Here is a 26,098-nt window from a genome sequence, read left to right as displayed (position 1 = left end):
GGTTTAGCAAAAAAATCAAAAGTTCTTTTTACTTCTCGTGCCGCTTTTTTTCCGCTCACCATAAAGATTTCCGGCCTGCTGCCGATCGCTTAAGTGAAACTTTTTTTCTTTTGTGATTAGGTTCAAACTTGATTGCAGTCGCATAAATGCATAAGGTCGTTAAAAGCGTTCAGTTTTTTGCTGAAAACGCGCATTTTCCAGGGATAGCAGTGATAACAGCGCGGATTCAGGGCAGTGGCGTGGGAGGTGGCAATGTTAACAAGAGATTTCTTATTAAAAGCAGACTGTAAAACCGCCTTTGGTGATATTGAGGAGTCGCTGCTGTGGACCAGTGAGCAGCGTGCCGCGTCCCTTGCGGCAACGCTGGCCTGTCGTCCCGATCACAGCCCGGTGTGGATTTTTGGCTACGGCTCGCTAATGTGGAACCCGGTGTTTGAAGCGGATGAAGTAGCAGCGGGCACGCTGCAGGGCTGGCACCGGGCGTTCTGCCTGCGCCTGACCGCCGGACGCGGGACAGCGGTCCAGCCGGGACGCATGCTGGCGCTGAAAGAGGGTGGCGAGACCACCGGGCTGGCTTTCTGCCTGCCCGAAGCCAAACTGCACGAGGAACTCGAGCTGCTGTGGAAGCGCGAGATGGTCACCGGCTGCTATCTGCCCACCTGGTGTGACCTGGCGCTGGACGATGGCCGCACCGTGACGGCGCTGGTGTTTGTTATGGATCCGCGCCACGCCCTGTACGAAGCCGACTCCTGCCCGAAAACTATCGCGCCGCTGATCGCGCAGGCCAAAGGACCGCTCGGCACCAATGCCCAGTATCTGTTCTCGCTTGAGCAGGAGCTGAAACGGCGCGGGATGTATGACGATTGTCTGACCGACCTGGTGCAGCGCGTACGCGAGCTGCAGCAGTGCCATAACGGGATGGTGGGATAAATAGCGCATGACGGGTCGACCAGAAAAGCGGTCGACCCCTACGAAGGCCGGGGTGTCGCTGGATTTCGGGTCGACCAGAAGAGCGGTCGACCCCTACAAAGGCTTGAATGTCGCTGGAATTCGGGTCGACCCAGATAAAGGCCGGAGTGGTCGCGTAGGGGCGGACCCTCTTTTTCGGTCCGCCCGGCAAACGACATTTCTGTTTCTGTCCGCCCGGCAAACGACATTACTGGCCGGGATTGATCAGCCAGGTTCCCGCGCGGTCAATCTTCAGCCGCTGGCTGTGCACGCTGCTGGCGCTGCGCACTTCCAGATGATAATCCCCGGCGGCGAGGTTGAGCGAGGCATAGCCGCTGTTATTCGGCTTCACTTCCATCACATTACCATTCAGCAGTAGCGACTCGCCGGCGTTGAGCTTGAGATACACCGTTGCCATCGCCGGTGCACTGGCCGCTGCGTTGTTGGCTGGCGTGCTGACGGGCGGCTGGCTGCTGCTGGCTGCCGCAGCCGGCTGCTTCTGCGGGGTGCTATCGTTAGCGTTGAGGCCCCAGACCAGCGCCGCCACGGCCACCACGGCCAGTAAACTCATCAGCATCAGCGGGCGCGACAGCCGCTTTGCCACGCGTGGCGTCATCACCGGCACCGCCGCTCCGGCAGTGGGGTTCACCGCCAGCACCACCGGTTCAGGCTCCGGCAGCGGTTCCTGCTCTTCCAGCGGCTGGGCGACGTTGTTGACCAGCTCCGCCACTTCACTCACCGGTAGGTCGATCAGCGCAGCGAGTTCATCAATCGACTGCGGGCGCTGCCGTGGATCCATCGCCAGCGCACGGTCAATGGCATGCAGCAGCGGCAGTGAAAAACCTTCCGGTAACAGCGTGCTCAGCGGCTGGTAATGATCTTCAATACAGCGCACCACGCTCACCGGCGGCGGGCTGCCGGTCACCAGCGTATGCAGTACCGCGCCCAGCGCGTAGATATCCGTCCACGGCCCCTGGTCGCTGTCGCCCTCTTCGCTGTACTGCTCAATCGGCGCATAGCCGGGTTTGAGCATAATTTCGGTTTCATCGGAAAGATTACCAATCTCTTTACGCGCCGATCCGAAGTCCAGCAGCACCGGCAGCTGGTTCTCCTGGATCTGGATATTATCCAGTGAGATATCGCGGTGCAGGTAGCCAGCGCGATGAATGGTGTTGATTGCGCCAAACAGCGGCGGTAACAGCTGGCGGATCCACGCTTCGTTAACCGTCTGCGGGCTGGTCTGCTGCCACTCCTTCAGCGTCATGCCGCTGTAGAACAGCGTCCCCATATAGGCCGTCCCGTTCTCCTCCCAGAAGCGCAGCACGTGCAGCAGCCCAGGGTGGTTAAAGCGGGCCAGCAGTCGAGCTTCCTGAATAAAGCTGTTCAGCCCGGCGCTGAACAGCTTCTGGTAACGTTCACCGCGCAGGGTAATGGCCAGCTGGTCGCTGCGGCTGGCCAGTGAGATCGGCATATACTCTTTGATGGCAATGGTGCGCTCCAGCAGGTGATCCCAGGCGCGATAGACAATGCCAAAACCCCCACCGCCAATCACTTCCTTAATTTCAAACTCGTTAAACCGGTAGCCAGCCGGAAGGGCATTGGGCACGTTTTTTTGCTGTTCGTTTGCCGACATCGTCGAGCTCTCCTGGCGCATATTGGGCTGAGGGTTAATTAACGGTACGCCAGGCGCCAATCGCCGGGTCGGCCAGGTCGGCGTGCAGGTCATCCACCAACAGCACATTGACTTTTACCCCGGTGTCGATCACGTCGGACCAGGTTTTACGCACGGCATCCACCCGTGCTTTCAGCGCGGCGCTGTCACCGGCCTGCGCTCTGTCCATTTTCACCAGCAGCGCACCGTCAAACGACCAGGCGTGCAGGGGGTTATTGAAAGGTAGCACCAGCCAGCTATCGGCGGCATCGGCACGCGTCACCACCAGGCGCTGGTTATTGACCGCCACGACATCTAAAGCGTCCGGTTTTGGGTGCAGATGCAGCAGCGGGTATCCCTGGTAGAAATTAACCTGCAGCGCCTCACTCTTACCGTCGCGTGCCAGCGTCAGGGTGCTGTGGCCCTCCAGCCAGCCTTCGGTGGAGCAGGTCATACTTTTCTCATCCGGGATAAACAGCGACTGGCCGTTATCATCCCACCAGGTGCGAAAATGGCAGCCGCCGGGCAGATCAAAATGCTGCAACGGTTCGCCATTTGCCGGCTGTGACAGGTCGAGCGGTGCGGCATTGCTGGCGGTGGCGGTGGCGGTCGAGTCTGCGGTGACAATCGGGCGCCAGCCCTGTTCCTTGGCCGCGGTGCCAGCGGCCAGCACCGTACCGTCGTTATTGGTCATCTGCCACGGCAGCTCCAGCAGCTTGCCGCACTGGTTCTGCAGCAGGTTGCCCACACGGGGCAGGAAGCTGGTCAGCACGCCGGATTCGGTGCTCTTGCCTGAGACGATACGCAGGTTGAGCGTCTCCTGACACCAGGCCGCAGGCGTGTTGCTGGCAACATTATCGATAAAGACTTCCAGCGCGAGGCTGGGGGAGTAGACCACCCGATAATCTGCCGCCTGGACATTGGCGGCTAACAACAGTGTCACAGTAGCTGGCAACCAAAATTTCATAGCATTCCTTGGTATTAATCGCGTGGCGGGAGAAAACGAGCCGAATCCGCCATCGAAAAGAGTAATGTGGTTTCCTGCGGCGAGCCAACCCAGACGGCTACGGCGCTCAGGTTATCGGTTTTTGCGCTGCGATCGATGGCTTTCTGCATCAGCGCCAGCCACTCCTGCGGTGAATTCACCATGCGCAGCGCCTGCTCCATTTCACCCGGCGTGAGGTTGCTCCAGAAACCGTCGGTGCAGACCAAAAATGCATCCCCATCTTCCAGCGGCAGCACTTCGCTGTAGCCGTGGGGATGGGAGACATCTGCGCCGAGCGCATTATAAAGTAAATTACTGTTAATTCCGGTATTTTCATAGCCAGCATCCTGCAGCTGCTGGGCCAGACTATGGTCACGAGTCACCGCATGGATCAGACCCCGGCGGAAGTGATAAACCCGGCTGTCACCGGCGTGTACCCACCAGGCCTGCAGCGCATCGCGGTCGATAAACAGCGCCGCCAGGGTGGTGCTCATCTGGCTGTAATTCAGATTATTCCGCTGCGCCGCGCGTATCGCCAGCTCGGTATTTTCGACCAGGGTGGCGGTATTTTGAGGTTGAAACGGCCTGTCGCCGTCCAGCTGAGCCAGCAGCGTGTCGCGCGCGATGCGGGCCGCCAGCTCGCCGCCCGCGTTGCCCGCCACGCCATCACAGACCATAAAACAGGCATGGTGGTCGCCTAACAGGGCTCCCGTGGTGTCCTGATTGCTCACGCGCGCGCCGATCTGCGAGGTGCTGGAAAAATTGATATTCATACGTCTTCCGGTCGGGTTTGTGAGTCTTTGTATTGATTCACTTCCATGTCGTAGGCCTGCAGGAACGCTTCTCCAAACAGGGTGTGGAAATCATCCTCAATTTCGCCCGAGGTGTTTTGATAGTGGCGCATGAAGTAGTCCCACAGCTGGGCCTTCTTTGCGCTGCTGAGGGCGAAACGCGGCATCACGCCATCGCGCCTGGCGTGCTCCTCCAGCCGCTGCGGATTAAACGACTGCAGCATGGCGGCGATGATGGCGCGGATCCCGGCAATCATCCCCAGCTGGTGGGCCTGCAGGTCGACCAGCGCATCGCGCACCGCCTGCTCCGGCTGCATAAAGCCGGGCATCTGGCTCTGGTAAATCTGCATCAGCACGGTTTTGCCGGACGGCAGGATCTTAAACGGATTATTGGCCTCGTTGAGGATCATGGTCATCTCCGCCTTCACCCCGCGTTTGAGGATCGAGCGGGAGGAGAGCAGCGCCACCGTGCCCTGGGAAAACAGGCTCAGCATCCGTCCGGTGGTGCGCATCTGATCTTCCGTCAGCGGGGTTTTATCCAGCGTGGTATCCAGCCCCATCCCCTCCAGCAGCGCGGCCATCAGGCGCTGCTCACGGTTGCCCTGCGCAGCTGCGCCTGGCTCTACCGGCGGAGCGTCGTGTGCGACCGGGTCAATGCCGAGGCGACCCACGGCCTGACGCTGCGCGCGCAGCTCCTGCTCTTCGGCACTCAGTCCGTCCTGCACCGGCAGCGGGCTGCTGGCCAGCGGCTGCATCGCCAACAGTTGGTCATTGCCCGCGCCATCATCCTCAAACAGCGACAGCGGGTCATCAAACGCCGGCGTAGCGTCCGGCTGAGCGGCGCGCAGCGGGTCGCTGACGCCAATCTGGTATGAGCCAATCGACAGCGTATCACCGTGATCGAGCATCACCTGGCTGCCGCGCGTCAGTTCGTTGCCGTTGTGGATCACGGCGATGACGCTGCCCTGATTGGTCAGGCGACAGTCGCCGTTAGCGGCAACGTGTACCAGCGCCTGCAGGCGGGAAATCGCCCGATCGGGATCGGGCAACACCAGGTCATTATCGACGCTGCGGCCAATGGTGCCGCCAGGCGGCACAAAATCACAGGTGGCTACCGGAGCCTCGGCCTGGTTCTGCAAAATGGTCAATCGCATGCGCGTTTCCTGCACTGAGGCCCCAGGGCCAAATGACTCTATTCAAACATCGGTGGATAGAGCCCATGACGGCCCGGCTGCGCTGCAGCAGCCGGATGAAAGAGTTGTGAAAAGAGCTGTGCGGTCAGGTTGCCGCTGTGTTTATGGCTGGCCAGCGGGTAGCCGTCGCTCTGATTGGTCCACCAGTAGCTGGTGTACTGTAATGGGTCAAAACGCGTTGCGACTTCGCGCCAGTCGAGCGTGCAGGGCAGATCCTGGTAACCAATCACGTCCATAATATCGGAGCGCCCGGTGTCAGGCAGCGACAGCGGAGCAATGCCGCACAGCGCCTGCTCCAGCCACTCTGCAGTATGCCGCTGCTGCACCGCCTGAACCATGGTGGAGCCCACTTCCTGGAACCAGTCACCGGAGATCGCCAGCTGTGCCGGGTGCCAGTATTTCATCGGCACGCTTTGCAGCACCAGCAGCGGCCAGGCGCGCCCGACGCGGTCGCGTGACGGCATCAGGCAGCCCAGCTGCACCCGCTGCACCCCAAGGGTGGCGGGCAGGGCAAAATTCCACACCGGCGCCTGGCTGAACAGATCGCTGGCGCCATCATGATGGTGATGCCAGTGGATCAGCCCGAGCTGGAACCAGTTGGACCAGCTGTTAATCAGTGCTTCCGGCATCCGGTGCTGCAAAAAATCGCCCGCTGTCGGCAATTTGCCATACCATCCCAGGTCATTATTGGCTGCCATAGTGATGACCTTATTTATGCAATGCGGCAGTTTGTCCACTAACGGGCTTTAACACCGCCAGCGGCTCGTCAGGGTCAGCCTGATGCCCGGCATTCTCCAGATTAAGCGACAGCTTCTTCATCATCAGCGCATTATCACGCAGATAAGGTGAACTGAGGATCTGGCGGTCAAGCAGCTGGCTGAGGTGCCAGTCCAGCTGCTGCAGCTGGCGCGTGGTCACACTGGCCGGCAGGCTGCGCTGCAGGTTCTGCATCACCCAGCCGCGTAAAAACTCACCGTCATAGCTGCGCGGCTGGTAGAGCATTTGATAAGCGCGCAGCGCATTACGGCTGAACTCGGCATCTTCGCCGCTGTCGCTGCGCAGCGTCTGGGTAATCGTCTGGGCGACACGCGGCAACAGCAGCGACTTCAGCGCGCCCTGATACAGTCCCCAGGCGGCCTCGCTAATCTGGTCGCCGCGATACAGGCCACCGCGCAGGGTGAGCGGCGGCTTATCCAGCGCGAATGCCTGACTCTGCGGCAGGGAAACCAGGCTGTTTAAGAAGGGTAGCAGATCCACAATATCCCCGTGATTATCCTGCGTCAGCCGCGTGGCCGCTTGGTTGACGGCAGGCAGGCGGGTAGCGACTTCCTGCAAATAATGGTGGTTCTTGTAGTAGCTGGTCAGCCAGAGTGCCGAAGCAGCCAGCAGGGCAACCGCCAGCGTGCTGTAGCCGGTCCAGTGCAGCAGGCGGTTACGGTGCTCCCAGCGGCGGTCGCTGCCGGCCAGGCGGCTCTCTTTAAATACCACATCGCTGAGCAGCCCGCGGATAAAGAAGCTCTGGCCCTTGTTGGCCGGGATCGGCGCGCTGCGGTTGACGCTGTCCCAGCTGGCAATCGACTGGCCCTGAGCCTGCGGCAGCTGGAGCTTACGCGACAGTTCGCCCATCACGCGGTCAAACGGCAAGCCTTCCTGCGTTCCGCTGGTAAAGAACAGGCCGCGCGCCGACCAGGGAACGTCGTCATTGTCCGGGGTAAAGACGATATCGAGATATTCAGCCAGCAGCGGGCGCAGAGCGCGAAACTCCTGCGGGAACTGGAAGCACTCGGCGCGCAGCGTCAGGTCACCTTCCTGCGCCATTTTACCGCTCAGATCGCTCATCAGCCGCGCATTGAGCAGGCTGAACTGCTGTTCAAACAGCGCATTAAGGCGGTGCTCGCTCTGGCGGCTGGCCTCCCACGGGAAGGTAAAGCCCCAGATCCGGTCGCGCTGGCTCTTATCCAGCCGCGCAAAGTAGCTCATAAAGCCTTTCAGCAGGTCTGTTTTGGTCACCATGATATACACCGGGAAGTGGATCCCGGTTTGCTGATGCAGCTCCGCCATACGCTTGCGCAGGGCGCTGGCCTGGGCGTGACGCACTTCTGCGGAGTCGCTTAACAGGTCGGCGACGCTGATGGTCATGATCACGCCATTGATCGGCTGGCGCGGTCGGTAGCGCTTCAGCAGCGTGATAAAGGTCTGCCACTCGCTGGCATCGCGCACGCGCTGGCTCTCCTGCAGGGTGTAGCGCCCGGCGGTGTCCAGCAGCACGGCCCGGTCGGTGAACCACCAGTCGCAGTGACGCGTGCCGCCCACGCCGCGCAGTGCGGTTTTACCCAGCGCGTCGCTAAGGGGAAACTCCAGCCCGGAGTTGATCAGCGCGGTGGTCTTACCGGCACCGGGTGCGCCAACAATCAAATACCACGGCAGCTGATAAAGGTACTGGGCGCTGAAGCGCTGGAACCCTTTATCGCGCTTGCCGAACTGGGTTTTCTTCAGCAGCAGCGCCGCTTCGCTAAAGCGGTTATCAAGCATTTCGCCAGTGGCCTGCAGCTCCGCATGGTCGCTGTTGCTGAGCTGCAGGCGGGTCAGCAGCTTGCTGTTGAACCAGGCGCGGTAGAGCTGAGGGATCAGCTGGAACAGCACCCAAAGGAAATAGCACAGGCCAATCAGCAGCTGGCGGTTCAGCGGGCTTTCCAGCGCCTGGAAGCGGGTAAAGGTCAGCAGCGGGCCAACCATCCAGATCAGGGCGGAAAGCGAGGTGATCCCAAGCAGGCCCCACAGCAGGCGGCTGGAAAGCCATGAGAAAAAGGTTTTCAACTTATTTTTTCCCCGTAGTTGGGCTGCTGTCATCGCTATCCGGAGCAGCAAACAGGGTGATTTCGACACGGCGGTTCTGCGCCCGATTTTCCGGACTATCGTTAGGCAGCAGCGCACCGCTGTCCCCACGCCCCTGAGCACGTATGCTGATCCCCTGCTGGGCGATCATCTGCGCCATCATGGTGCTGATGGCCCGAGCCTGAGCGGTAGAGTATTCGTAGTTTGAGGGGAAGCGGCTGGAGCGAATATGCCGATCGTCGGTGAACACGCTGACGACAATCGTGCCTTTACCTGACTCCATCGCCGTTGCAACGCGCGCCACCAGCGCCCGGCCTTCGGGCGACAGGACGGTAGCAGGCGAGCTAAACAGGCGGTCGGCGGCGATAATCACTTTACTGCCGTTGGCGCTGTCGGTGACGTCGAGCTGGCGAGCGGCAATCAGATCGCTCAGGCGCTGGCGCAGGTCTATCAACGCCTGCGGAGCGGCACCGCGCTGACCGGCCACCACTTTCGGCAGCGGTACCTGCCAGATAGCGCGCAGCAGCGGCTCGGCGGCGTTACCCAGCCGCCAGTTAAGACCGGAGAAGATAAGGCAGGCGATAAACGCCGCCATGGTGGTGCAGGCCCAGAGCGGCACCGGCGGGCGCCACAGCGCATTGTGCTGCGCGCCCTCAGCCACCTGCAGCGGTGGCAGCGGGGCGGTGCCGCGCACGTCGGCGATCAGCTGCGCCAGCCGGTTGCGTACGGCATCACGCTGCAGACGACCATTATCCATGCCGCGATAGCGCCCCTCGTATCCCAGCAGTAAGCAGTAGTGGATCAATTCCAGCAGCCAGAGATGCTGCGCCGGGTTTTGCGAAATGCGCGCCAGCAGCTGAAAAACTTTCTCGCCGCCCCAGCTCTCGTTATGGAAAGTGACCAGCAGGCCGCTGCCGGACCAGACGCCACGGCTGCCCCATGGCGTTTGCGCCGCGGCTTCGTCCAGTACCGCACACAGGCAGTAGCGGGCGCCGATGATCATCTCGAACGGCATGGCTGCCTGCTTGCAGCGGCTCTCGAACTGGCGCATTTCGTCGATCAGCTGATGGCGCAGCCCGGCGGGATCGTCATGCGTGGCCGCCAGGCGGATTTGCACGATGGCATTCAGCAGCGGTGACGCTGCTGTAATCAGGGGATTGTCTGTGCTGACCGGAGTGGCTGGGTCAGCGGGAAGTTCCAACGTCATCAGGATTTGTTAGTCTCGGCTGTGTGCCAGCTGGCAAAAAAAGGGGCTTCACCAGAGGGTAGATGGGGACTGTTGCTGCCCTCCCTGGCAGCAGGCTGTAGCGCGCCAGGCAACTATTCCAGGATCCAGGTCGCCGTATCATTATTGCGACAGGCTTTACTCTGTCCGCCCACGTCGACGCAGACTTTTTTATTATTTTTATTACGTGGACGCGGACGATCGCTGCGCAGAGTGGCGTCATAAAGCTCACTCTTTACCCCGGCTTTCAGCGGCACGTAGCCAATCAGCTGCGGCAGTTTTTCTTCAGCTGCACCGGCTTCGGCAGGGGCTTTGGCATCGGGCACTGCATCAGGTTTCGCTTCGGCCTCAGCTTCCGCCTTTGCTTCGGCTTTCTCTGGCACGTCGGCAATCGCCAGCCAGCGGTTTTCAACCTCGCCGAGTACGATAAATGGCTTACCGTTTTCCAGATAACGCACGACTTTGCCGCTGTAGTCCGGGCTGGTCATGACGGAAGCATTATAGAGCGCGCGATACTCAGCGTTCACCGGGGTAAATGATTTTGGCGGCAGCACCGCATGACGGTGGCTGAGCTTCACGCCGTCAACTTCACTGGTGACAATCGTATCATCGCCAACAGGCGGCGGAGGTGTTTTGCATCCCGCTAAGGTGAGCACGGCTAACAGGGTAAACGCGATGCTAATTTTCACATTGGTCCTCGTGAATATCATCAAAAAATCTGGTTCTTTTCAGGCGCAAAGCTGCGGCGCTGAGCCACCCTAATCGCCTGCGACGGGCTAAAAAAGTCCGGTCAGCGTCAGGTAAAAAATTGCTCGGGTTTACATAAAGATAAATCTGCAATCAGTCTACCTGACGCTTTTGGGAATGGAAACCATTGCGGGGGCGCGGCGAACATGTTACTGCGAACTTTAGGCGTGACAGAGTTTGCCTGAAAGGTGACAAAACGGCAATTTGATTAATGGCGATAACGGATTTTTATACTATTAAATGTGCAGGTGCGGGTATCTCAAGCGCATTGCTAAACGCTTCAGCTTCAAAGGGTTAAAAGCGCTAATTATTTGCTAGCGCAATCAACTGGCACGCTGGCTTAAAATTTTCAGCAAAATGCCAGAAAGATCTGCTGCCGTAGATAACAGGCTGCACAAAAAACGTGCACTTGTGCCTCAGTGAGGGGCAAAAAGGGCAGGATCGCCCCGGCTTTAAACTGTTTAGTGGCTGAAAAGCGCCAGAAAAGTATCCTGTCGGGGAACTGGCACAGCAGTTGCAACGTCAGAAGTGGGAAGTGGTAAACCCTTACGCATTTGTTTCGCACAACGTGAAGCGAGTGCTTTGGATTAAGGCGTCCGGCCAGCAGCTGACTCAGCATGGCGGACGCCTTTTTTTATAGGCTAACTTCTGGCCTGATCCATCGCCTGCTCCCAATAGCGATGGCTTAACGCAGTCAATAATTGATGCAGGCCACCTCATATCATGCTGTTCATCGGATAGCGCTATGCAGAGATAGGATCTTAAAGACAACGAATATGCCTATTGAACAATCAAAGCAGGGAATAAATACAACACTCAGAATTTATTTGTAATAAAAATCTATAGTTTTTCGTTAAAAAACCACTGTGATAGTTTTAAAGGTTAGAATAATGTGAGAGTCAGTTTTTCAGTGACTAAATGACTGAATAAATGATATGGAGATTGCAATGTTAGAGCCAAAGGAAGGACTTTTGACCTTCAGAGCTGAAGGTAACAATGATTCAGGTAGTGCATATTATTCCCGTAAAATTCATTGGCCCGGAAACAGAGCGAGCTGTTCCAAAAATAACTCAGGTGTGACTATAGGAAGAGGGTTGGATCTGGGTGGGCGTTCTAAGGAAGAGGTCATGCATATGTTGGCCATGGCAGGCATACTTAAGGAACAGGCAAAAAAAATAGCTGAGGGTTCTAAACTTACGCATTGCCAGGCAGGGGATTTTGTTAGAGAAAACAGAATTGATGTAGGCGAAATAACCGAGTCACAACAACTGAGAATATTCGACTCTCTCTATCAGCGCTACTCTAAAGATGCTGAGTGTTTTTACAATAGACACAAGAAGTCTGATTCAGTTAGCTGGGGGAACCTTGATAGTACGCTCAAAGACGTGGTTGTTGATATGTTATATCAGGGTAGGTTGCGGCCTGATATGATCTCCGTAATTGGTAAGAATCAAAAGAATGATGTCATTAACCTTATTAAGAACAGTGTGTCGCTCTCCCATGATGAAGCTGCGAGAGACCGTATTGGCTACATAAAGAGCCGCATGAAATGATAAAATATAGAGTTTTGGCTGTTTTGATGCTATCTGTTACAGCCTCAGATGCTGAGGATAAGATTGATTATTTCAAGAATGAAACGGTAGAGAGTTGTTACAGCAAGCCTATGTCTCAAGCGGTACAAGGCTGTATGGAGGATCTTTCTAACAAAAAACAGACTGAGTATGAAAGAGAATTTAACAATTTTCTAAATAAGATTATTTCTTCAAACTCCTCTTTTAATAACTTTGCTGACTTCCATCATTCAGTACTGGCTGCAAAAAAAAACTGGGATGACTTTATAAAAAATGAGTGTATGGCGATAGCGCAGCTGGATATTAAAGGAAGCTATGCTTACCAGTCAGACTATAGCGCATGCTTAGTGAAGGGCTATCAGCAAAGGATCATCTATTACAAGGCTTATCAATTATGAGCTAAGGAATGAACAAACTCACAGCGGGTGCATGGTCATGCACCCGCTTGTCATATTCCACTGCCAGATGTTAGATGTAAGCAACCTGTCGCACTTTGGCATCTTGCAGTCGACCGTCCAAATTTTTTAGTCCGCCACCAGCACCTTGACGCCCAGCGCTTCGAAAGCCTGCACCGCCTCCGGAGTAATGCCGCTGTCGGTGATCAGGTAGTGGATCTTGCTCCACTCACACGGCAGGGCAAACATCGACACCTTGTCGATTTTACTCGAGTCGGCTACCACATAGATGGTACTGGCACAGTTGATCATCGCCGTTTTCACCTTGATATCGGTCTCGCTGGGGAAGCTTAAACCGAGGCGCGGTGAAATACAGGCAGTGGCAAGAAACAGCTTCTCGGCCAGCACGTTCTCAAAAAAGCTGGCGGCTTTATCGCCAGAGGTGGAGAGCGTGGGGAATTTAAACGTGCCGCCGGTCAGCAGGATATTGATGCCCGGCTCGCCGCCCAGCTTCAGCGCAATATTCACCGCTGTGGTCACCACCGACAGCCGCCGAATATGGTTCATATGATTGGCAATGGCGGTGGTGGTGGTGCCGGAATCGAAAATCACCGTATCGCCGTTTTCGATATGCTGCGCCGCCAGGCGGCCAATGGCATCTTTGGCATCCAGATGCGTCTGGCGCTCCAGCAGCAGCGCGCCGGTATTCTGCTTACCGGTCATCAGCGTGGCACCGCCGTGATAACGCTGCACATATCCCTCTTTCTGCAACATGCGCAGGTCTGTGCGGATTGTCGCTTCGGTCAAGCCGAAGGTCTCCGTCAGCAATTTCACCGTGACCGTACCGTCCTCACGGATCATTTCGAGGATTTTCTCTCGTCGTTGCTGCATATCAGCCAATTGTTCATTTTTGCTTTTCAAGTGAAACACTCCATTTGCCTGATTACTGGCCTTTTATGCGTGCCAGCCCGACTCTGCGTCAAATAGTAACCCCCGGATGCGCCAATTGCGAGCAGAGCGAAAATCACTATCGATTTTCGAATGAAAGCCCAATCAAGGTCATGCAATTGATTTACTTCACTTTTTATCCATATTGTTTAGCGGTAACACCCATATCAGCAATCTAACCATAACAAATACAACGGGTTAATAATTTGCGCGGCTTTTGTTTGAATTATGATCTACCCCACAATATGATTACAAACGATAGCGTATATTTTTATTCGAAAACGAGTTTGCCGCAGTTGACTGTCGTATCAGCATGCTATTCAGCGCGGCGCCATTGATGAAGAGGTAATGATGGACTTTCAGGCAATCAAACAGACTGCGCGTCAGGCCCGGCGCTATGTACTGCAAATGAATCATCGGGCAGGTAAAGGTCACACCGGTGCCGACCTCTCTGAGGTGGACATCATCTGTACGCTGTTTATGGCGGTGATGGACCGTAGCAGCGCCCGTCCAGATCAGGACCGCTTCATCCTCTCCAAGGGGCACGGTGCGGGCGGCTTGTACTGCAGCGCTGCGGCGATGGGCCTGCTGGACCCGGCGATCCTCGACCAGTTTATGGGCGACGACACGCTGCTGGCCGGCCACCCGATTCACCAGAAGCTGCCTGAACTGGTGGAAATTAACTCCGGCGGCCTGGGCCACGGCCTGTCTATTGGCGTAGGCCTGGCGCTGGGTAACAAACTTTCTGGCCGTGCGCATCGCCGCGCTTTCGTGCTGCTGGGCGATGGCGAACTGGCGGAAGGATCAAACTGGGAAGCGGCAATGTCAGCCAGCAAGTTCAAGCTGGAAAACCTGATCGCTATCGTTGACCGCAACCGCCTGCAGCTGGCGGGTAAGACCGAAGAGATCATGCCGCTGGAGCCGCTGGCGGACAAATGGCTGGCGTTTGGCTTTGAAGTGCTGGAGTGCGATGGCCACGATCCCCAGGCGATTGCCGCCGCGGTCAATCAGCCGGGCATCGGCAAACCGCGCGTTATTTTGGCCAACACCGAGAAAGGGCACGGCATCTCCTTTATGGCCAACGTCCCCGCCTGGCATCACGCCGTCCCGAACGATGAGCAGCTGGCCCTTGGGTTAGCCGAGCTGGAGGAGTAATCATGCAAGACTTACGCGATGCAGTTATTAATACGCTGGTGGAAGAGCAGAACCGCGGCGCCGATCTCAGCGTGATGGTGGCTGACTCCACCTCAACGTCCAAAATCGCCCCGTTCGAAAAAGCGTTTCCGGACCGGGTGATCAACGTCGGCATTGCCGAGCAGAACATGGTCGGCATGGCCGCCGGTGTGGCGCTGAGTGGCCGCACGGTATTTACCGCCAACGCGGCACCTTTCCTGTTTGCCCGCTCTAACGAGCAGCTGAAAAATGACGTTTGCTACTCCGAAACCAACGTCAAAATGCTCGGCCTGAATGCCGGTTTCGCCTATGGCCCGCTGGGCGCGACGCACCACTGTACTAACGATATCGCCATCGCCCGCTCGATGGGTAATCTGCAAATTTTTGCCCCGGCGGACGCGATTCAGGCCAGCGCGATTGCGCGCCATGCCATCAGCCATAAAGGCCCGGTATATATTCGCATGGACAGCGACAAAGTGCCGCTGCTGCACGATGAAAGTTACCAGTTTATTCCCGGTAAGCCGGAAGTGCTCCAGCAGGGCAAAGAGACCGTGGTGTTCTGCATGGGCACGCTGGCACATGAAGCGCTGGCGGCAAAAGATGACAGCATCACCATCGTTTCCCTGCCGTCACTGTGGCCACTGGATACGCATGCCGTGGTCAAGCTGATTGCTGCGCATTCGCAGGTGATCACTATGGAAGAGCACGTGCTGAGCGGCGGCCTGAGCAGCATTATCGGCGAAATGCTGCACCAACACGGCCTGCGTCAGCGCTTTATCCCGCTGGGTATTCCGCCGTATGAATTTACCCACAGCAGCAGCCGCGCTGCGCTGCGCCGCCAGTTCCGCATTGATGCCGACGGGCTGCGCGCCACCTTAGAACAACTAGTCGCCGCCGCATAAGGGAGAAGCAGGAAAATGAGCAACGAATATGACGTAAACCTGCGCTACGGCGTGGACACCAAAGGCGATCTGACCGGTAAAGTGGCGGTGGTGACCGGCGGTCTGGGCGGCATCGCGATGGCCAGTAATCAGATGCTGCTGGAGAAGGGCGCCAGCCTGGCGCTGCTTTATCCGGCCTTTGAGCAGAGTAAAGTCGCCGATATCGCCGGGCAGTTCGCATCGGACCGCGTACAGTTTGTGCAGTGCGACGTCACCGACCCGCATTCGGTAGAACAGGCGATTGCGCAAGTGGAAGCCCACTACGGCAAGATCGATATTCTGGTGAACTGCGCAGGTTACGTGATGCTGCAATCGGTGCTGGAAACGGACTTCGACGAGTGGCAGAAGCAGGTGGCGGTTAACCTGACCGGGCCGTTCCTCTGCTCGCAGGCGGTGGCAAAACGCATGGTTAAGGCCGGTAACGGCGGCAAGATTATCAATATTGCTTCACAGGCGGCGTCGATCGCTATCGATAACCATGTGGCCTACACCTCGGCAAAAGCCGGTCTGCTCGGCATGACTAAAGTGATGGCGAAAGAGTTCGCGCCACACAAAATCAACGTGAATACCCTGTCGCCAACCGTAGTGCTGACGCCGATGGGCGAAAAAGCCTGGCGCGGCGAAAAAGGGGAAGCGATGAAGAAACTGATTCCAATGGGACGCTTTGCCTACACGGATGAAATCGCCGCTGCCGTGCTGTTCTTTGCCAGCAACGGTAGCGACATGATCACCGGCGCCGATCTGATGATCGATGGCGGTTTTACAATTTGGTAACACTTAGTCAGTGCTTCGCCCAGACCAGAGAACGTGAGTAAAGATGCTGTACCTACACATAACATTATAAGAGAACATCAATATGAAAATGCGTTTAACTCTGCTTGCCCTTGCAACTGCCTGCGCCTTCTCCCACGCGGCTTCTGCCGCTGAGAAAGGCACTATCATGATCCTCGTTAACTCACTGGATAACCCGTATTACGCCTCGGAAGCCAAGGGTGCCAACCTGAAAGCTCAGGAGCTGGGGTACAAAACCTCGGTGCTGTCGCACGGTGAAGATGTGAAGAAGCAAAGCGAGCTGATTGATGCCGCTATCGGTAAAAAAGTGCAGGGCATTATCCTCGACAACGCCGACTCGACGGCCAGCGTAGCCGCTATCCAGAAAGCCAAGGACGCCGGTATTCCGGTGGTGCTGATTAACCGTGAAATCCCGGTCGACAACGTGGCGCTGGAGCAGATCACCCACAACAACTTCCAGGCGGGTTCTGACGTTGCCAACGTGTTCGTGGAGAAAATGGGAGAGAAGGGCAAATATGCCGAGTTGACCTGTAACCTCGCCGACAACAACTGCGTGACCCGTTCCAAATCATTCCATGAAGTGCTGGATCAGTACCCTGATCTGAAGAGCGTGGCGAAACAGGATGCCAAAGGCACCCTGATCGACGGCAAGCGCATCATGGACAGTATTCTGCAGGCGCACCCGGATGTGAAAGGGGTGATTTGCGGTAACGGTCCGGTGGCGCTGGGGGCGATTGCCGCGCTGAAAGCCGCTGGCCGTAGCGACGTAATTGTTGTCGGCATCGACGGCAGCAACGACGAACGCGAAGCCGTCAAAGCCGGTACGCTGCAGGCCACCGTGATGCTGCAGGCGCAGGCCATTGCAGCCCAGGGCGTGACCGACATCGATAATTTCCTGCAGAAAGGCACCAAACCCGAGAAACAGCGCGTGATGTTCCGCGGCATCCTGATCAACAAGGACAACGCGGACAAAGTGCAGGACTTTAATTTCAAATCCTGAGTTAACGTTTTCATCGAAGTTGCTGCGCCCCTGCGGGGGCGCAAAGGAGAAGAGTTATGTCCAGGCGAGTCTGGCTGGCAATGGCCGCTTTAGCCCTCGGGGGCTGTCGTATTGTGTCGCAGCAGGAGTTGGCCGATTTAAAAAATCCGCCCAACCCGGCAATGGCCAACGTCACCGCGACTTATCAGCAAAAAATTGTGCCGCAGGTACTCAGTGAAGCGAAACCGCTGGGTGAGCTGATGAGCTCGCTGGCGGCGGCGAAAGATTTTGACACGGCGTGTAAAACCCTGGGTTACCGCAGCCAGGATGAGAACCCGTGCATCTTTACGGTAAAAGTGCAGGGCACCGTCAGTAAAGTGAATACCACCTCGCGCAGCGGAAAAATGACGGTGAAAGACCTGAGCGGTCAGGATGTGGTGGTGCAGATTGGCCCGATTATTCGCGGCACCGCACTGCGCGATGTCTATAAAGGCTCCAGCTATCAGGACTTCAACGATCAGGTGCTGTTTGGCGATTACGGTCGCGCCATCAATAACCTCGCCTCTGAAGAGGTGAAAAAACTGCAGCCGAAAGTGGGCGATAAGGTGGAAGTGGACGGCGTCTTCAGCAGCTGGGATGTGCCACAGACCCCACCGGACGTGACACCGGCCCGCGTGGTTCGTCAGTAGAGGAGGTCATGATGGCTGAACATCAGATTGACGTGCTGCCGCACGCGGAACAGCAGTCAGAAGTGATTATTGAAACGCGCAACGTCTCGCGCATCTATCCCGGCGTTACCGCGCTGGACCAGGTCAACTATCGCGTCTATCGCAACAAGGTCAACGTGCTGATCGGCGAGAACGGCGCGGGAAAGTCAACGATGATGAAAATGCTTGCCGGGGTGGAAGTACCCTCCTCCGGCCAGATTTTCCTCGACGGTGAAGCCGTCTCGCTGCACTCGACGCAGCAGGCCGAAAAGCACGGTATCAGCATTATTTTTCAGGAACTGAATCTGTTCCCGAATATGAACGTGATGGACAACATCTTTATCGGTAATGAATTTTTCCAGCGTGGCCGGATTAACGAAAAATATCAGTACCAGCTGGCGAAAGCCCTGCTGGAACGGCTGGAGCTGGATGTCGATCCTTATGCGCCGCTCGGGGAACTGGGCATCGGCCACCAGCAGCTGGTGGAGATTGCGCGTGCGCTGTCGAAAGACACCCGGGTACTGATTATGGACGAGCCGACCTCGGCGCTCAGCCAGTCGGAAGTGAAAGTGCTGTTCAACGTGATTGCCGCTCTCAAGCGGCGCGGCGTCACCATTATCTACATCTCTCACCGCCTGGAAGAGCTGATGGAGATTGGCGATCACATCACTATTTTTCGCGACGGCCGCTTTATAAGCGAGCGTGAAGTGCGTGACGCCAGCGTGCCGTGGATTATCGCCCAGATGGTCGGCGATAAGAAAAAACAGTTTGATTACTCGGCGGCGCAGCAGGGTGAGGTGGTACTGGAGGTGGACGGGCTGACCGCGCTGCGCCAGGACGGCGGCTACAAGCTGAACGAAGTCTCCTTCAATTTGCGCAAGGGTGAAGTGGTGGGCATTTACGGCCTGCTGGGCGCCGGGCGCACCGAGCTGTTTAAAGGGCTGATTGGCCTGATGGGCTGCGAGCACGGCAGTATCAACCTCAACGGCGAGTGCCTCGACAAGCGCGACTTCCAGTACCGCCTGAAAAAAGGCATTGCGCTGGTGCCGGAGGATCGCAAAGGCGAGGGGATGATCGGCATGATGTCGATCAAAACCAATATGACGCTGAGCGACCTCAGCCTGCGCGGTTTTCGCCGGGCGTTGGGCCTGCTGCGCCCGCAGCAGGAGAGCGAAAAAGTGGACGATATGGTGCAGCGCCTGGCGATCAAAGTCAGCGATACCGAGCTGCCGATCACCTCGCTGAGCGGTGGCAACCAGCAGAAAGTGGTGCTGGGTAAGGCGCTGATGACCGGCCCGCAGGTGGTGCTGCTGGATGAGCCAACGCGCGGTATCGATGTCGGCGCCAAAACTGACGTCTATCAACTGATTGGCAAAATGGCGCATCAAGGCCTGGCGGTGATGTTCTCCTCGTCCGAACTGGATGAAGTGATGGCGCTGGCCGACCGCATTTTGGTGATGGCCGATGGCCGTATTGCTGCCGACCTGCTGCGTGCTGACGCTACGCGCGAAGGGTTAATTACTGCGTCGACACCGCACGAATAAGCTGGCTTGAGGAAGACAAAATGAATCAGAAATATTTGCTCTATATGTACCTGCTGAAGGCCAGAACCTTTATTGCGTTGCTGATTGTCGTCGGCTTTTTCAGCGTGATGGTGCCGAACTTTCTCACTACGTCCAACCTGCTGATCATGACCCAGCACGTGGCGATCACCGGGCTGCTGGCGATTGGCATGACGCTGGTGATCCTCACTGGCGGGATTGACCTGTCGGTCGGCGCGGTGGCGGGGATCTGCGGCATGGTGGCCGGTGCGCTGCTGACCAACGGCGTGCCGATCTGGGGCGGGCAGGTGCTGTTCCTCAACGTGCCGGAAGTGATCCTTGCGGTGGCCATTTTTGGCATCCTGCTGGGCTTTATCAACGGCGCGGTGATCACCCGTCTCGGCGTGGCGCCGTTTATCTGTACCCTCGGCATGATGTATGTGGCGCGCGGTGCAGCCCTGCTGTTCAACGACGGCAGCACCTACGCGAACCTGGTCGGCGTGCCGCAGCTCGGCAACACCGGCTTCTCGCTGCTCGGGTCCGGCAGCTTCCTTGGGGTCTACTTCCCGATCTGGCTGATGGTCGGTTTCCTGCTGCTCGGTCTGTATATCACGCGTAAAACCCCGCTCGGCCGCTACATCTATGCGGCCGGCGGTAACGAATCGGCGGCGCGCCTGGCGGGTGTGCCGATCGTGAAAGTCAAAGTGTTTGTCTATGCCTTCTCCGGGCTGTGCGCCGCGCTGGTCGGGCTGGTGGTGGCGTCGCAGCTGCAAACCGCGCACCCGATGACCGGCAACATGTTTGAGATGGATGCTATCGGTGCCACGGTGCTGGGTGGAACGGCGCTGGCGGGCGGGCGCGGGCGGGTTTCCGGTTCAATCATCGGCGCGTTCGTTATCGTCTTCCTCGCCGATGGCATGGTGATGATGGGCGTGAGCGACTTCTGGCAGATGGTGATTAAAGGGCTGGTTATCGTGACCGCCGTGGTCATCGACCAGTTCCAGCAGAAACTGCAAAGCAAAGTGGTGCTGATGCGTCGCCATGAAAAAAAGCAGGCGGCCGCGCCGCTCTCTGAGGTTAGCCATGGCTAGAGCGTTGATTATTGCGCTGGATGAAGGCACCAGCAATGTCAAAGCGGTGGCGATTGATGCCCGCGGTCAGGTGGTGGCGAAAGCCTCGCGCCCGCTGACGGTGGCGACGCCGCAGCCGGGCTGGGTGGAGCAGGACGGCCTCACGCTGCTTAATGCCTCGCTGACGGTGCTGCGCGAAGTGCTGAATACGGTAGGCCAGGAGAACGTGGCGGCGCTGGCGATCAGCAACCAGCGCGAAACCGCCATCGGCTGGGAGCGCCACAGCGGTAAACCGATTGGCCCGGCGCTGACCTGGCAGTGCTCGCGTTCGGCGGCATTTTGCGAACAGCTGCGTCACGATCGCCAGGAAGCGCTGATCCGCTCCGTCACCGGGCTGCCGGTGGCGCCGCTGTTCTCCGCCTCAAAGATGCGCTGGCTGCTGGATAACGTCAGCGATGGCCATGCCCGTGCGGCAAATGGCGAGCTGTGCCTCGGCACTATTGATGCCTGGCTGCTGTGGAACCTCAGCGGCGGCCGGCAGTTCCGCTGTGATACCTCCAATGCGGCGCGCACCCAGCTGCTGAATCTGCACAGCGGCCAGTGGGACGGGGCGATGCTGGCCCTGTTTGGCATTCCGGCGGCGGCGCTGCCGGAGATCTGCCCGTCCGGCAGCCTGTTTGGCGTCACGCACGGGTTGGAAGGGATTGCCGATGGCCTGCCGATTATGGCGATGGTGGGCGATTCTCATGCTGCGCTTTACGGTCACGGTTTGGGCGACCCGGGCGGGGTAAAAGCCACCTACGGCACCGGATCCTCGGTGATGGCGCCGCTTAACACCCCGGACACCAGCATCACCAGCCTGGCGACCACGGTGGCGTGGCACGACGGCGAGCGCCTGGTTTACGGCCTTGAGGGCAATATTCCGCATACCGGCGACGGCGTGGCGTGGATGGCGCAGGCCACCGGCTTGACCGACGGTAAGGGGCAGGTGCTGGCGCGGGCGCTGCACGAACTGCCGGCCAGCATCGATTCCACGCTGGGCGTCTATTTCGTCCCGGCGCTGACCGGAACCGGCGCGCCGTGGTGGGATGACCAGGCGCGCGGCATGATCTGCGGTTTAAGCCGTGGCGTGACGCCAGCGCACCTGATCCGCGCCGCGCTGGAGGCGATCGCCTACCAGATTGCCGATGTGATTGCAGCGATGCGTCAGCACCCGGGTTTCCGCCTGGAGCGACTGATGGTTGACGGCGGGCCGACGCAAAACCCGTGGCTGATGCAGTTTCAGGCCGACCTGCTGGGCTGCCCGGTGGCGCGCAGCAGCACGCCCGAGCTGTCGGCGCTGGGTGCCGGGCTGCTGGCACGGCGCACGCTCGGTCAGCTCAACGACAGTCAGCTGCGCGAAATGATGCCGCAGCATGACCTGTGGCAGCCCGACGCCGAACGGCATCAGCGCTGCCAGCAGAGCTGGCTGGGCTGGCAGGATGCGGTGAAACGCACGCTGTGGCAGCCGGGCAATAACCCGAATTAATTGCCAATACCCGTAGGGGTCGGGCATGCCCGACCCGCCGGTCAACGACGAATATTGCAACAGGAGCAGCAGATGAAGCGAGATTTTAGTGGAAAAACCGTGGTGATTACCGGGGCCTGTCGTGGTATCGGTGCCGGCATTGCGGAACGTTTTGCCCGTGATGGCGCGAACCTGGTGATGGTATCTAACGCCGAACGCGTATTTGCCACCGCCGAAAAATTGAAAGCGGCTCACGGCAGCGAGATTCTGGCACTGCAGGTCGATGTGACCGACGAAGAGCAGGTGCAGGGGCTTTACCGCCAGGCCAACGAACGTTTTGGCAGCATCGACGTCTCGATCCAAAATGCCGGGGTGATTACTATCGACACCTTCGACAAAATGCCGAAAAGTGACTTCGATAAAATTCTGGCGGTTAACACCACCGGCGTCTGGCTGTGCTGCCGTGAAGCGGCAAAATACATGGTTAAACAGCAGTCGGGCAGCCTGATTAACACCTCCTCAGGACAGGGCCGCCAGGGCTTTATCTATACGCCGCACTACGCCGCCAGCAAAATGGGGGTGATTGGTATCACCCAGAGCCTCTCGCAGGAGCTGGCACGTTACAACGTCACGGTTAATGCTTTCTGTCCGGGAATTATTGAGAGTGAAATGTGGGACTACAACGATCGCGTGTGGGGTGAGATCCTCAGCAGCGACAGTAAAAAATACGGCAAGGGTGAGCTGATGGCTGAATGGGTGGAAGGCATTCCGCTGAAGCGCGCCGGGCAGCCACAGGACGTCGCGGGGCTGGTGGCATTCCTCGCTTCTGACGATGCGCGTTACATTACCGGGCAGACCATTAACGTTGACGGTGGCCTGATTATGTCCTGAGGTGGACCCTTGACGTTTTTTACCGTGGGCGCGACGGTTTAAGCTCCGGGCGTGCCCGATAATCCGACCTTCCCGCGAATATGTGTTAAGGTTAGTTTTATTGATTTGTGAATCAGATCTCACTTTTTATAAAACTACACTGCTTCGAGGTTATGACCAGATTTAAACACCCATTCCCCCTTTCAGCGCTGTTCATCACCCTTGCGGTCAGCGGTTTGCCGCTTTGCCCGGCGTATGCCTTTGACGCTTCTGACCGCGTTGCCGATGCCCCGTTTGACGATCCCGCCCGCTTTAGCCAGCTCCAGCAGCAATTGCCTGAGTTGGGCAGTACCGACAGCAGTGGCGAGCTGGCGAAAAAAATCGCCACGGCAGCGAAAACGATTGGCGAAGCCAGTATGAACAGCGACAGCGATAAGTCGCTGCGCGAACAGGCGGGGATTTGGGCGTTCAACCGCTTCCGCGATGCGGCCAGCGAGCGCGTCGCCAGCGAGGGCGAACAGCTGTTGTCCCCCTACGGGCGCGCCACGGTATCGCTTAACGTTGATGCGGAAGGGAGCTTTAACGGCACCTCGGCGCAGCTGCTGACGCCGTGGCAGGATAACTACCAGTATCTCACCTTTAGCCAGCTGGGCGTTGAGCAGACGGAATATGGCACGGTGGGCAATGCCGGTCTCGGTCAGCGCTGGATCGCCGGCAGCTGGCGACTTGGCTATAACGCCTTTGTCGACGATCTTATCGACTCCAGCCAGCAGCGCGGTTCGCTGGGGGCCGAGGCCTGGGGCGAGTATTTACGCTTCTCTGCCAACTACTACCAGCCGCTCTCCGGCTGGCGCAATCGCAGCAGTACCAGCCAGATGCGTATGGCGCGCGGCTACGATATTACCACCCGCGGCTACCTGCCTTTTTACCGCCAGCTTGGCGTCTCGCTCAGCTATGAGCAGTACCTTGGCCAGAACGTTGACCTGTTTAACAGCGGCACCCAGATGACCAACCCTGCGGCGGTCTCGTTCGGCGTCAATTACACCCCGGTACCGCTGTTCACCCTCAGCGCGCTGCATAAAGAGGGCGACGGCGGCGAGTCGCAGGATCAGTTCGCCCTGAAGATGAACTACCGCATCGGCGTGGCGCTGAGTAAACAGCTGTCGGCAGATAACGTCGCGGCGGCGCAGTCGCTGAGCGGCAGCCGCTATGACAGCGTGGATCGCAACAACTCCCCGGTGATGGCCTTCCGCCAGCGTAAAACCCTGTCGGTGTTCCTTGCCACGCCGCCGTGGCAGGTGCAGCCGGGCGAAACCCTGCCGCTCAAGCTGCAGGTGCGCAACAGCAATGCGATTAAAGCGGTCAGCTGGCAGGGGGATACCCAGGCCCTGAGCCTGACGCCACCGGCCAGCAATGCCAGCACCCAGGGCTGGAGCATCATTATTCCCGCGTGGGATAGCAGCGAAGGGGCCAGCAATGAATATCATCTGTCGGTGACGCTGGAGGACAGCAGGCAACAGCGCGTTACCTCGAACTGGATCACCCTCAAGCTGGCACCTCCCGTGACGCTACAGGCTCCGGATAACGGCGATTTCAACCTGATGGCACCCTGAAAACAGGGGAATGTTCTGGCCGCTGAGAGGGTGATTTTTGTCAATATGCGGCCAGCAAATATATGTGACTAAACTCACAAAATATCACTTCTCAGGCGCGAGATTTTTCCGCACAATCGCGAAAAATCCCACTCATCCTCACATCATGATCATCCGCCCAACAAATAGTCACTGGTTTGTCCGCCTGTTCGCCTGGCACGGTTCGGTATTACCTGGCATCTGGTTCCGCCTGTCGCTGAATCTGCTGATGTCGATCATCGCGATTTACTGTCTCGACTGGTATGAAACCCTGGGGATTAAGCTGACGCTGGCCCCGTTCAGCCTGCTCGGGGTGTCGATTGCGGTGTTTCTTGGCTTTCGCAACAGCGTCTGCTTTGGTCGCTTTATCGAGGCGCGCATGTTCTGGGGCAACTTACTGATTGCCTGCCGCACGCTGCAGCGGCTGGCGCAGGCCATTTCCCCCGCAGAAGCGCCGCGCGTGATGGCGCTGCTGCTGGCATTTTGCTACAGCCTGAAGCACCAGCTGCGCCGCACCGATGCCCATGCGGACCTGCGCCGCTATCTCGGTGATGAAGCCGATGAAATCTTAACGCGCCGCGCGCCGACTAACTTTATTGAGCTGCAGCTGTCGAACTGGCTGGCGGAACAGCGACGTCGTGGCAATATTTCCGATATTCTCTACCAGCATATGGACAGCAATATTAACCAGCTGTCGCAGGTGCTGGGCGGCTGCGAGCGGCTGGCGAGCATGCCGGTGCCCTTTGCCTACGGCCTGCTGCTGCACCGCACGGTCTACCTGTTCTGTACGCTGCTGCCGTTCGCGCTGGTGCCGGACCTGCATTACATGACGCCGCTGGTGTCGGTGTTTATCTCTTACACCTTCCTGTCGCTGGACACGCTGGCAGAGGAGCTGGAGATGCCGTTTGGCCTTGCCAAAAACCATCTGCCGCTGGATGCCATGTGTATCAATATTGAGATCAACCTGCGCGAGATGAGTCTGGAAACCGAACTGCCCGATACCCCGGTGCCGGATAAACACTATCGCCTGACGTAATGGTTAACGTCAAAATCGTTTCAATCACGCCGGATCTCTATCCTGGCGCCGCAACGGGCACGCATTTAGAAACCATCATGCTGCGCTACGAAATGATTACCCGGAAGCATTGCAACGGACACATTGTATTCAAAGACTCATGGAACGAACGTATGACGGCCTGAGCTGGCAAATGACCCTTTCTCAGGGTGGCAGCCTGCCACCCTTGATAAGTTTTAACCTTTCTTAACTCTCCCTCTTTTGGTGCAACTGGTTCATTTTGGTGCGCTAACTGCCTCTTTTAAAACCTAATTCTGGCTTTGATCACATAATCGATATTTTATTTTAGCAATGCATAATTCTGCTTTTTATTGTGCGGTTAAGCCGGGCGGATCGGAATCTTATTCACTTTTTATGCATTAAGTGTGAATAGCGACTTGACGTAAGTGATTGATATATGGTTGTTCAAAATGGTTTATGCATTTTTACCGCTAGCTGGCACGCAGCGTGCAATCTACAGTAGAGCTGCAATGAATCATCTCATTAACATTTTTTAAACTTTTAATTCACCCTGCACGCAAGC

At 57.6% G+C, this 26,098-nt stretch carries 23 protein-coding genes and 1 pseudogene; 15 read left to right on the top strand and 9 right to left on the bottom strand.

Annotated features, from left to right (window positions below):
• Positions 1 to 252 precede the first annotated feature (252 nt).
• Positions 253 to 930, top strand: a complete 678-nt coding sequence (locus ID864_RS18335) for a gamma-glutamylcyclotransferase (protein WP_048916248.1) — start codon at positions 253 to 255, stop codon at positions 928 to 930.
• Between the two features lie 226 nt (positions 931 to 1,156).
• Here ID864_RS18335 and ID864_RS18330 read toward each other — a convergent pair whose 3' ends face one another.
• The 8 genes from ID864_RS18330 to ID864_RS18295 form a co-directional block, all read right to left on the bottom strand.
• Positions 1,157 to 2,581: a serine/threonine protein kinase gene (locus ID864_RS18330; protein WP_191150044.1), complete on the bottom strand. Its 1,425-nt coding sequence runs from the start codon at positions 2,579 to 2,581 to the stop codon at positions 1,157 to 1,159.
• Positions 2,582 to 2,615: 34 nt separating this feature from the next.
• Entirely contained in the window at positions 2,616 to 3,566 is a 951-nt protein-coding gene (locus ID864_RS18325; protein WP_191150043.1) for a hypothetical protein, read from the bottom strand.
• Between the two features lie 14 nt (positions 3,567 to 3,580).
• Positions 3,581 to 4,357 carry a PP2C family protein-serine/threonine phosphatase gene (locus ID864_RS18320; protein ID WP_062818284.1) on the bottom strand — a complete coding sequence of 259 codons (777 nt, stop codon included), beginning with the start codon at positions 4,355 to 4,357 and terminating at the stop codon, positions 3,581 to 3,583.
• A complete protein-coding gene (tagH, locus tag ID864_RS18315; RefSeq protein WP_048916243.1) occupies positions 4,354 to 5,529 on the bottom strand; it encodes a type VI secretion system-associated FHA domain protein TagH in 1,176 nt (391 codons plus the stop codon). Before tagH ends, ID864_RS18320 begins: the two co-directional genes overlap by 4 nt.
• A 38-nt stretch (positions 5,530 to 5,567) precedes the next feature.
• Complete coding sequence (gene tagF / locus ID864_RS18310) at positions 5,568 to 6,266, bottom strand: type VI secretion system-associated protein TagF (RefSeq protein ID WP_048916242.1); 699 nt, start codon at positions 6,264 to 6,266, stop codon at positions 5,568 to 5,570.
• A 10-nt stretch (positions 6,267 to 6,276) separates the two neighbouring features.
• On the bottom strand, positions 6,277 to 8,385 hold the full coding sequence (gene tssM, locus ID864_RS18305) for a type VI secretion system membrane subunit TssM (RefSeq protein ID WP_396018883.1): 2,109 nt from the start codon (positions 8,383 to 8,385) through the stop codon (positions 6,277 to 6,279).
• Between the two features lies 1 nt (position 8,386).
• A complete protein-coding gene (gene icmH, locus ID864_RS18300; RefSeq protein ID WP_048916240.1) occupies positions 8,387 to 9,610 on the bottom strand; it encodes a type IVB secretion system protein IcmH/DotU in 1,224 nt (407 codons plus the stop codon).
• Between the two features lie 113 nt (positions 9,611 to 9,723).
• Positions 9,724 to 10,317 (bottom strand): SH3 domain-containing protein, encoded by a 594-nt coding sequence (locus ID864_RS18295; RefSeq protein ID WP_318153235.1) that lies wholly within the window; start codon positions 10,315 to 10,317, stop codon positions 9,724 to 9,726.
• Between the two features lie 1,005 nt (positions 10,318 to 11,322).
• Here ID864_RS18295 and ID864_RS18290 point away from each other — a divergent pair.
• Both ID864_RS18290 and ID864_RS18285 read left to right on the top strand, forming a co-directional pair.
• Positions 11,323 to 11,928 carry a pesticin C-terminus-like muramidase gene (locus tag ID864_RS18290; protein WP_191150042.1) on the top strand — a complete coding sequence of 202 codons (606 nt, stop codon included), beginning with the start codon at positions 11,323 to 11,325 and terminating at the stop codon, positions 11,926 to 11,928.
• Positions 11,925 to 12,344 (top strand): DUF1311 domain-containing protein, encoded by a 420-nt coding sequence (locus tag ID864_RS18285; RefSeq protein ID WP_191150041.1) that lies wholly within the window; start codon positions 11,925 to 11,927, stop codon positions 12,342 to 12,344. The genes ID864_RS18290 and ID864_RS18285 overlap by 4 nt, the downstream gene beginning before the upstream one ends.
• A gap of 126 nt (positions 12,345 to 12,470) precedes the next feature.
• Here the strand turns inward: ID864_RS18285 and ID864_RS18280 are convergent, their stop codons facing one another.
• On the bottom strand, positions 12,471 to 13,262 hold the full coding sequence (locus tag ID864_RS18280) for a DeoR/GlpR family DNA-binding transcription regulator (protein ID WP_048918592.1): 792 nt from the start codon (positions 13,260 to 13,262) through the stop codon (positions 12,471 to 12,473).
• Between the two features lie 378 nt (positions 13,263 to 13,640).
• Between ID864_RS18280 and ID864_RS18275 the strand changes: the two genes are divergently transcribed.
• The 12 genes and pseudogenes from ID864_RS18275 to ID864_RS23890 all read left to right on the top strand — a co-directional run.
• A complete protein-coding gene (locus ID864_RS18275) occupies positions 13,641 to 14,444 on the top strand; it encodes a transketolase (protein ID WP_048918595.1) in 804 nt (267 codons plus the stop codon).
• A 2-nt stretch (positions 14,445 to 14,446) separates the two neighbouring features.
• Positions 14,447 to 15,364, top strand: a complete 918-nt coding sequence (locus tag ID864_RS18270; RefSeq protein WP_048918591.1) for a transketolase family protein — start codon at positions 14,447 to 14,449, stop codon at positions 15,362 to 15,364.
• A 15-nt stretch (positions 15,365 to 15,379) separates the two neighbouring features.
• On the top strand, positions 15,380 to 16,177 hold the full coding sequence (locus ID864_RS18265) for a GolD/DthD family dehydrogenase (protein WP_048918590.1): 798 nt from the start codon (positions 15,380 to 15,382) through the stop codon (positions 16,175 to 16,177).
• Positions 16,178 to 16,259: 82 nt separating this feature from the next.
• Positions 16,260 to 17,195, top strand: coding sequence for a D-ribose ABC transporter substrate-binding protein (locus ID864_RS18260; protein ID WP_048918589.1), 936 nt, complete (start codon positions 16,260 to 16,262; stop codon positions 17,193 to 17,195).
• Positions 17,196 to 17,251: 56 nt separating this feature from the next.
• Positions 17,252 to 17,863: a DUF2291 family protein gene (locus ID864_RS18255; RefSeq protein WP_048918588.1), complete on the top strand. Its 612-nt coding sequence runs from the start codon at positions 17,252 to 17,254 to the stop codon at positions 17,861 to 17,863.
• 11 nt (positions 17,864 to 17,874) lie between these two features.
• A complete protein-coding gene (locus ID864_RS18250) occupies positions 17,875 to 19,425 on the top strand; it encodes a sugar ABC transporter ATP-binding protein (RefSeq protein ID WP_099755210.1) in 1,551 nt (516 codons plus the stop codon).
• Between the two features lie 20 nt (positions 19,426 to 19,445).
• Positions 19,446 to 20,513, top strand: a complete 1,068-nt coding sequence (locus ID864_RS18245) for an ABC transporter permease (RefSeq protein ID WP_062820952.1) — start codon at positions 19,446 to 19,448, stop codon at positions 20,511 to 20,513.
• Positions 20,506 to 22,020 carry an FGGY family carbohydrate kinase gene (locus tag ID864_RS18240; protein ID WP_048916235.1) on the top strand — a complete coding sequence of 505 codons (1,515 nt, stop codon included), beginning with the start codon at positions 20,506 to 20,508 and terminating at the stop codon, positions 22,018 to 22,020. Before ID864_RS18245 ends, ID864_RS18240 begins: the two co-directional genes overlap by 8 nt.
• 72 nt (positions 22,021 to 22,092) lie before the next feature.
• On the top strand, positions 22,093 to 22,890 hold the full coding sequence (locus ID864_RS18235; RefSeq protein WP_048916234.1) for an SDR family oxidoreductase: 798 nt from the start codon (positions 22,093 to 22,095) through the stop codon (positions 22,888 to 22,890).
• Positions 22,891 to 23,042: 152 nt separating this feature from the next.
• Positions 23,043 to 24,482, top strand: a complete 1,440-nt coding sequence (locus ID864_RS18230) for a YchO/YchP family invasin (protein ID WP_187498631.1) — start codon at positions 23,043 to 23,045, stop codon at positions 24,480 to 24,482.
• Between the two features lie 145 nt (positions 24,483 to 24,627).
• Positions 24,628 to 25,536 carry a bestrophin family protein gene (locus tag ID864_RS18225; protein WP_133623474.1) on the top strand — a complete coding sequence of 303 codons (909 nt, stop codon included), beginning with the start codon at positions 24,628 to 24,630 and terminating at the stop codon, positions 25,534 to 25,536.
• A gap of 5 nt (positions 25,537 to 25,541) precedes the next feature.
• Positions 25,542 to 25,700 (top strand): annotated as a pseudogene (locus tag ID864_RS23890) (type VI secretion system tube protein Hcp); the annotation flags it as partial.
• Between the last annotated feature and the right edge of the window lie 398 nt (positions 25,701 to 26,098).

This window comes from Erwinia aphidicola (genome assembly GCF_014773485.1).
Classification (GTDB): Bacteria; Pseudomonadota; Gammaproteobacteria; order Enterobacterales; family Enterobacteriaceae; genus Erwinia; species Erwinia aphidicola.
This window is presented reverse-complemented; position numbering and strand designations above follow the sequence as displayed.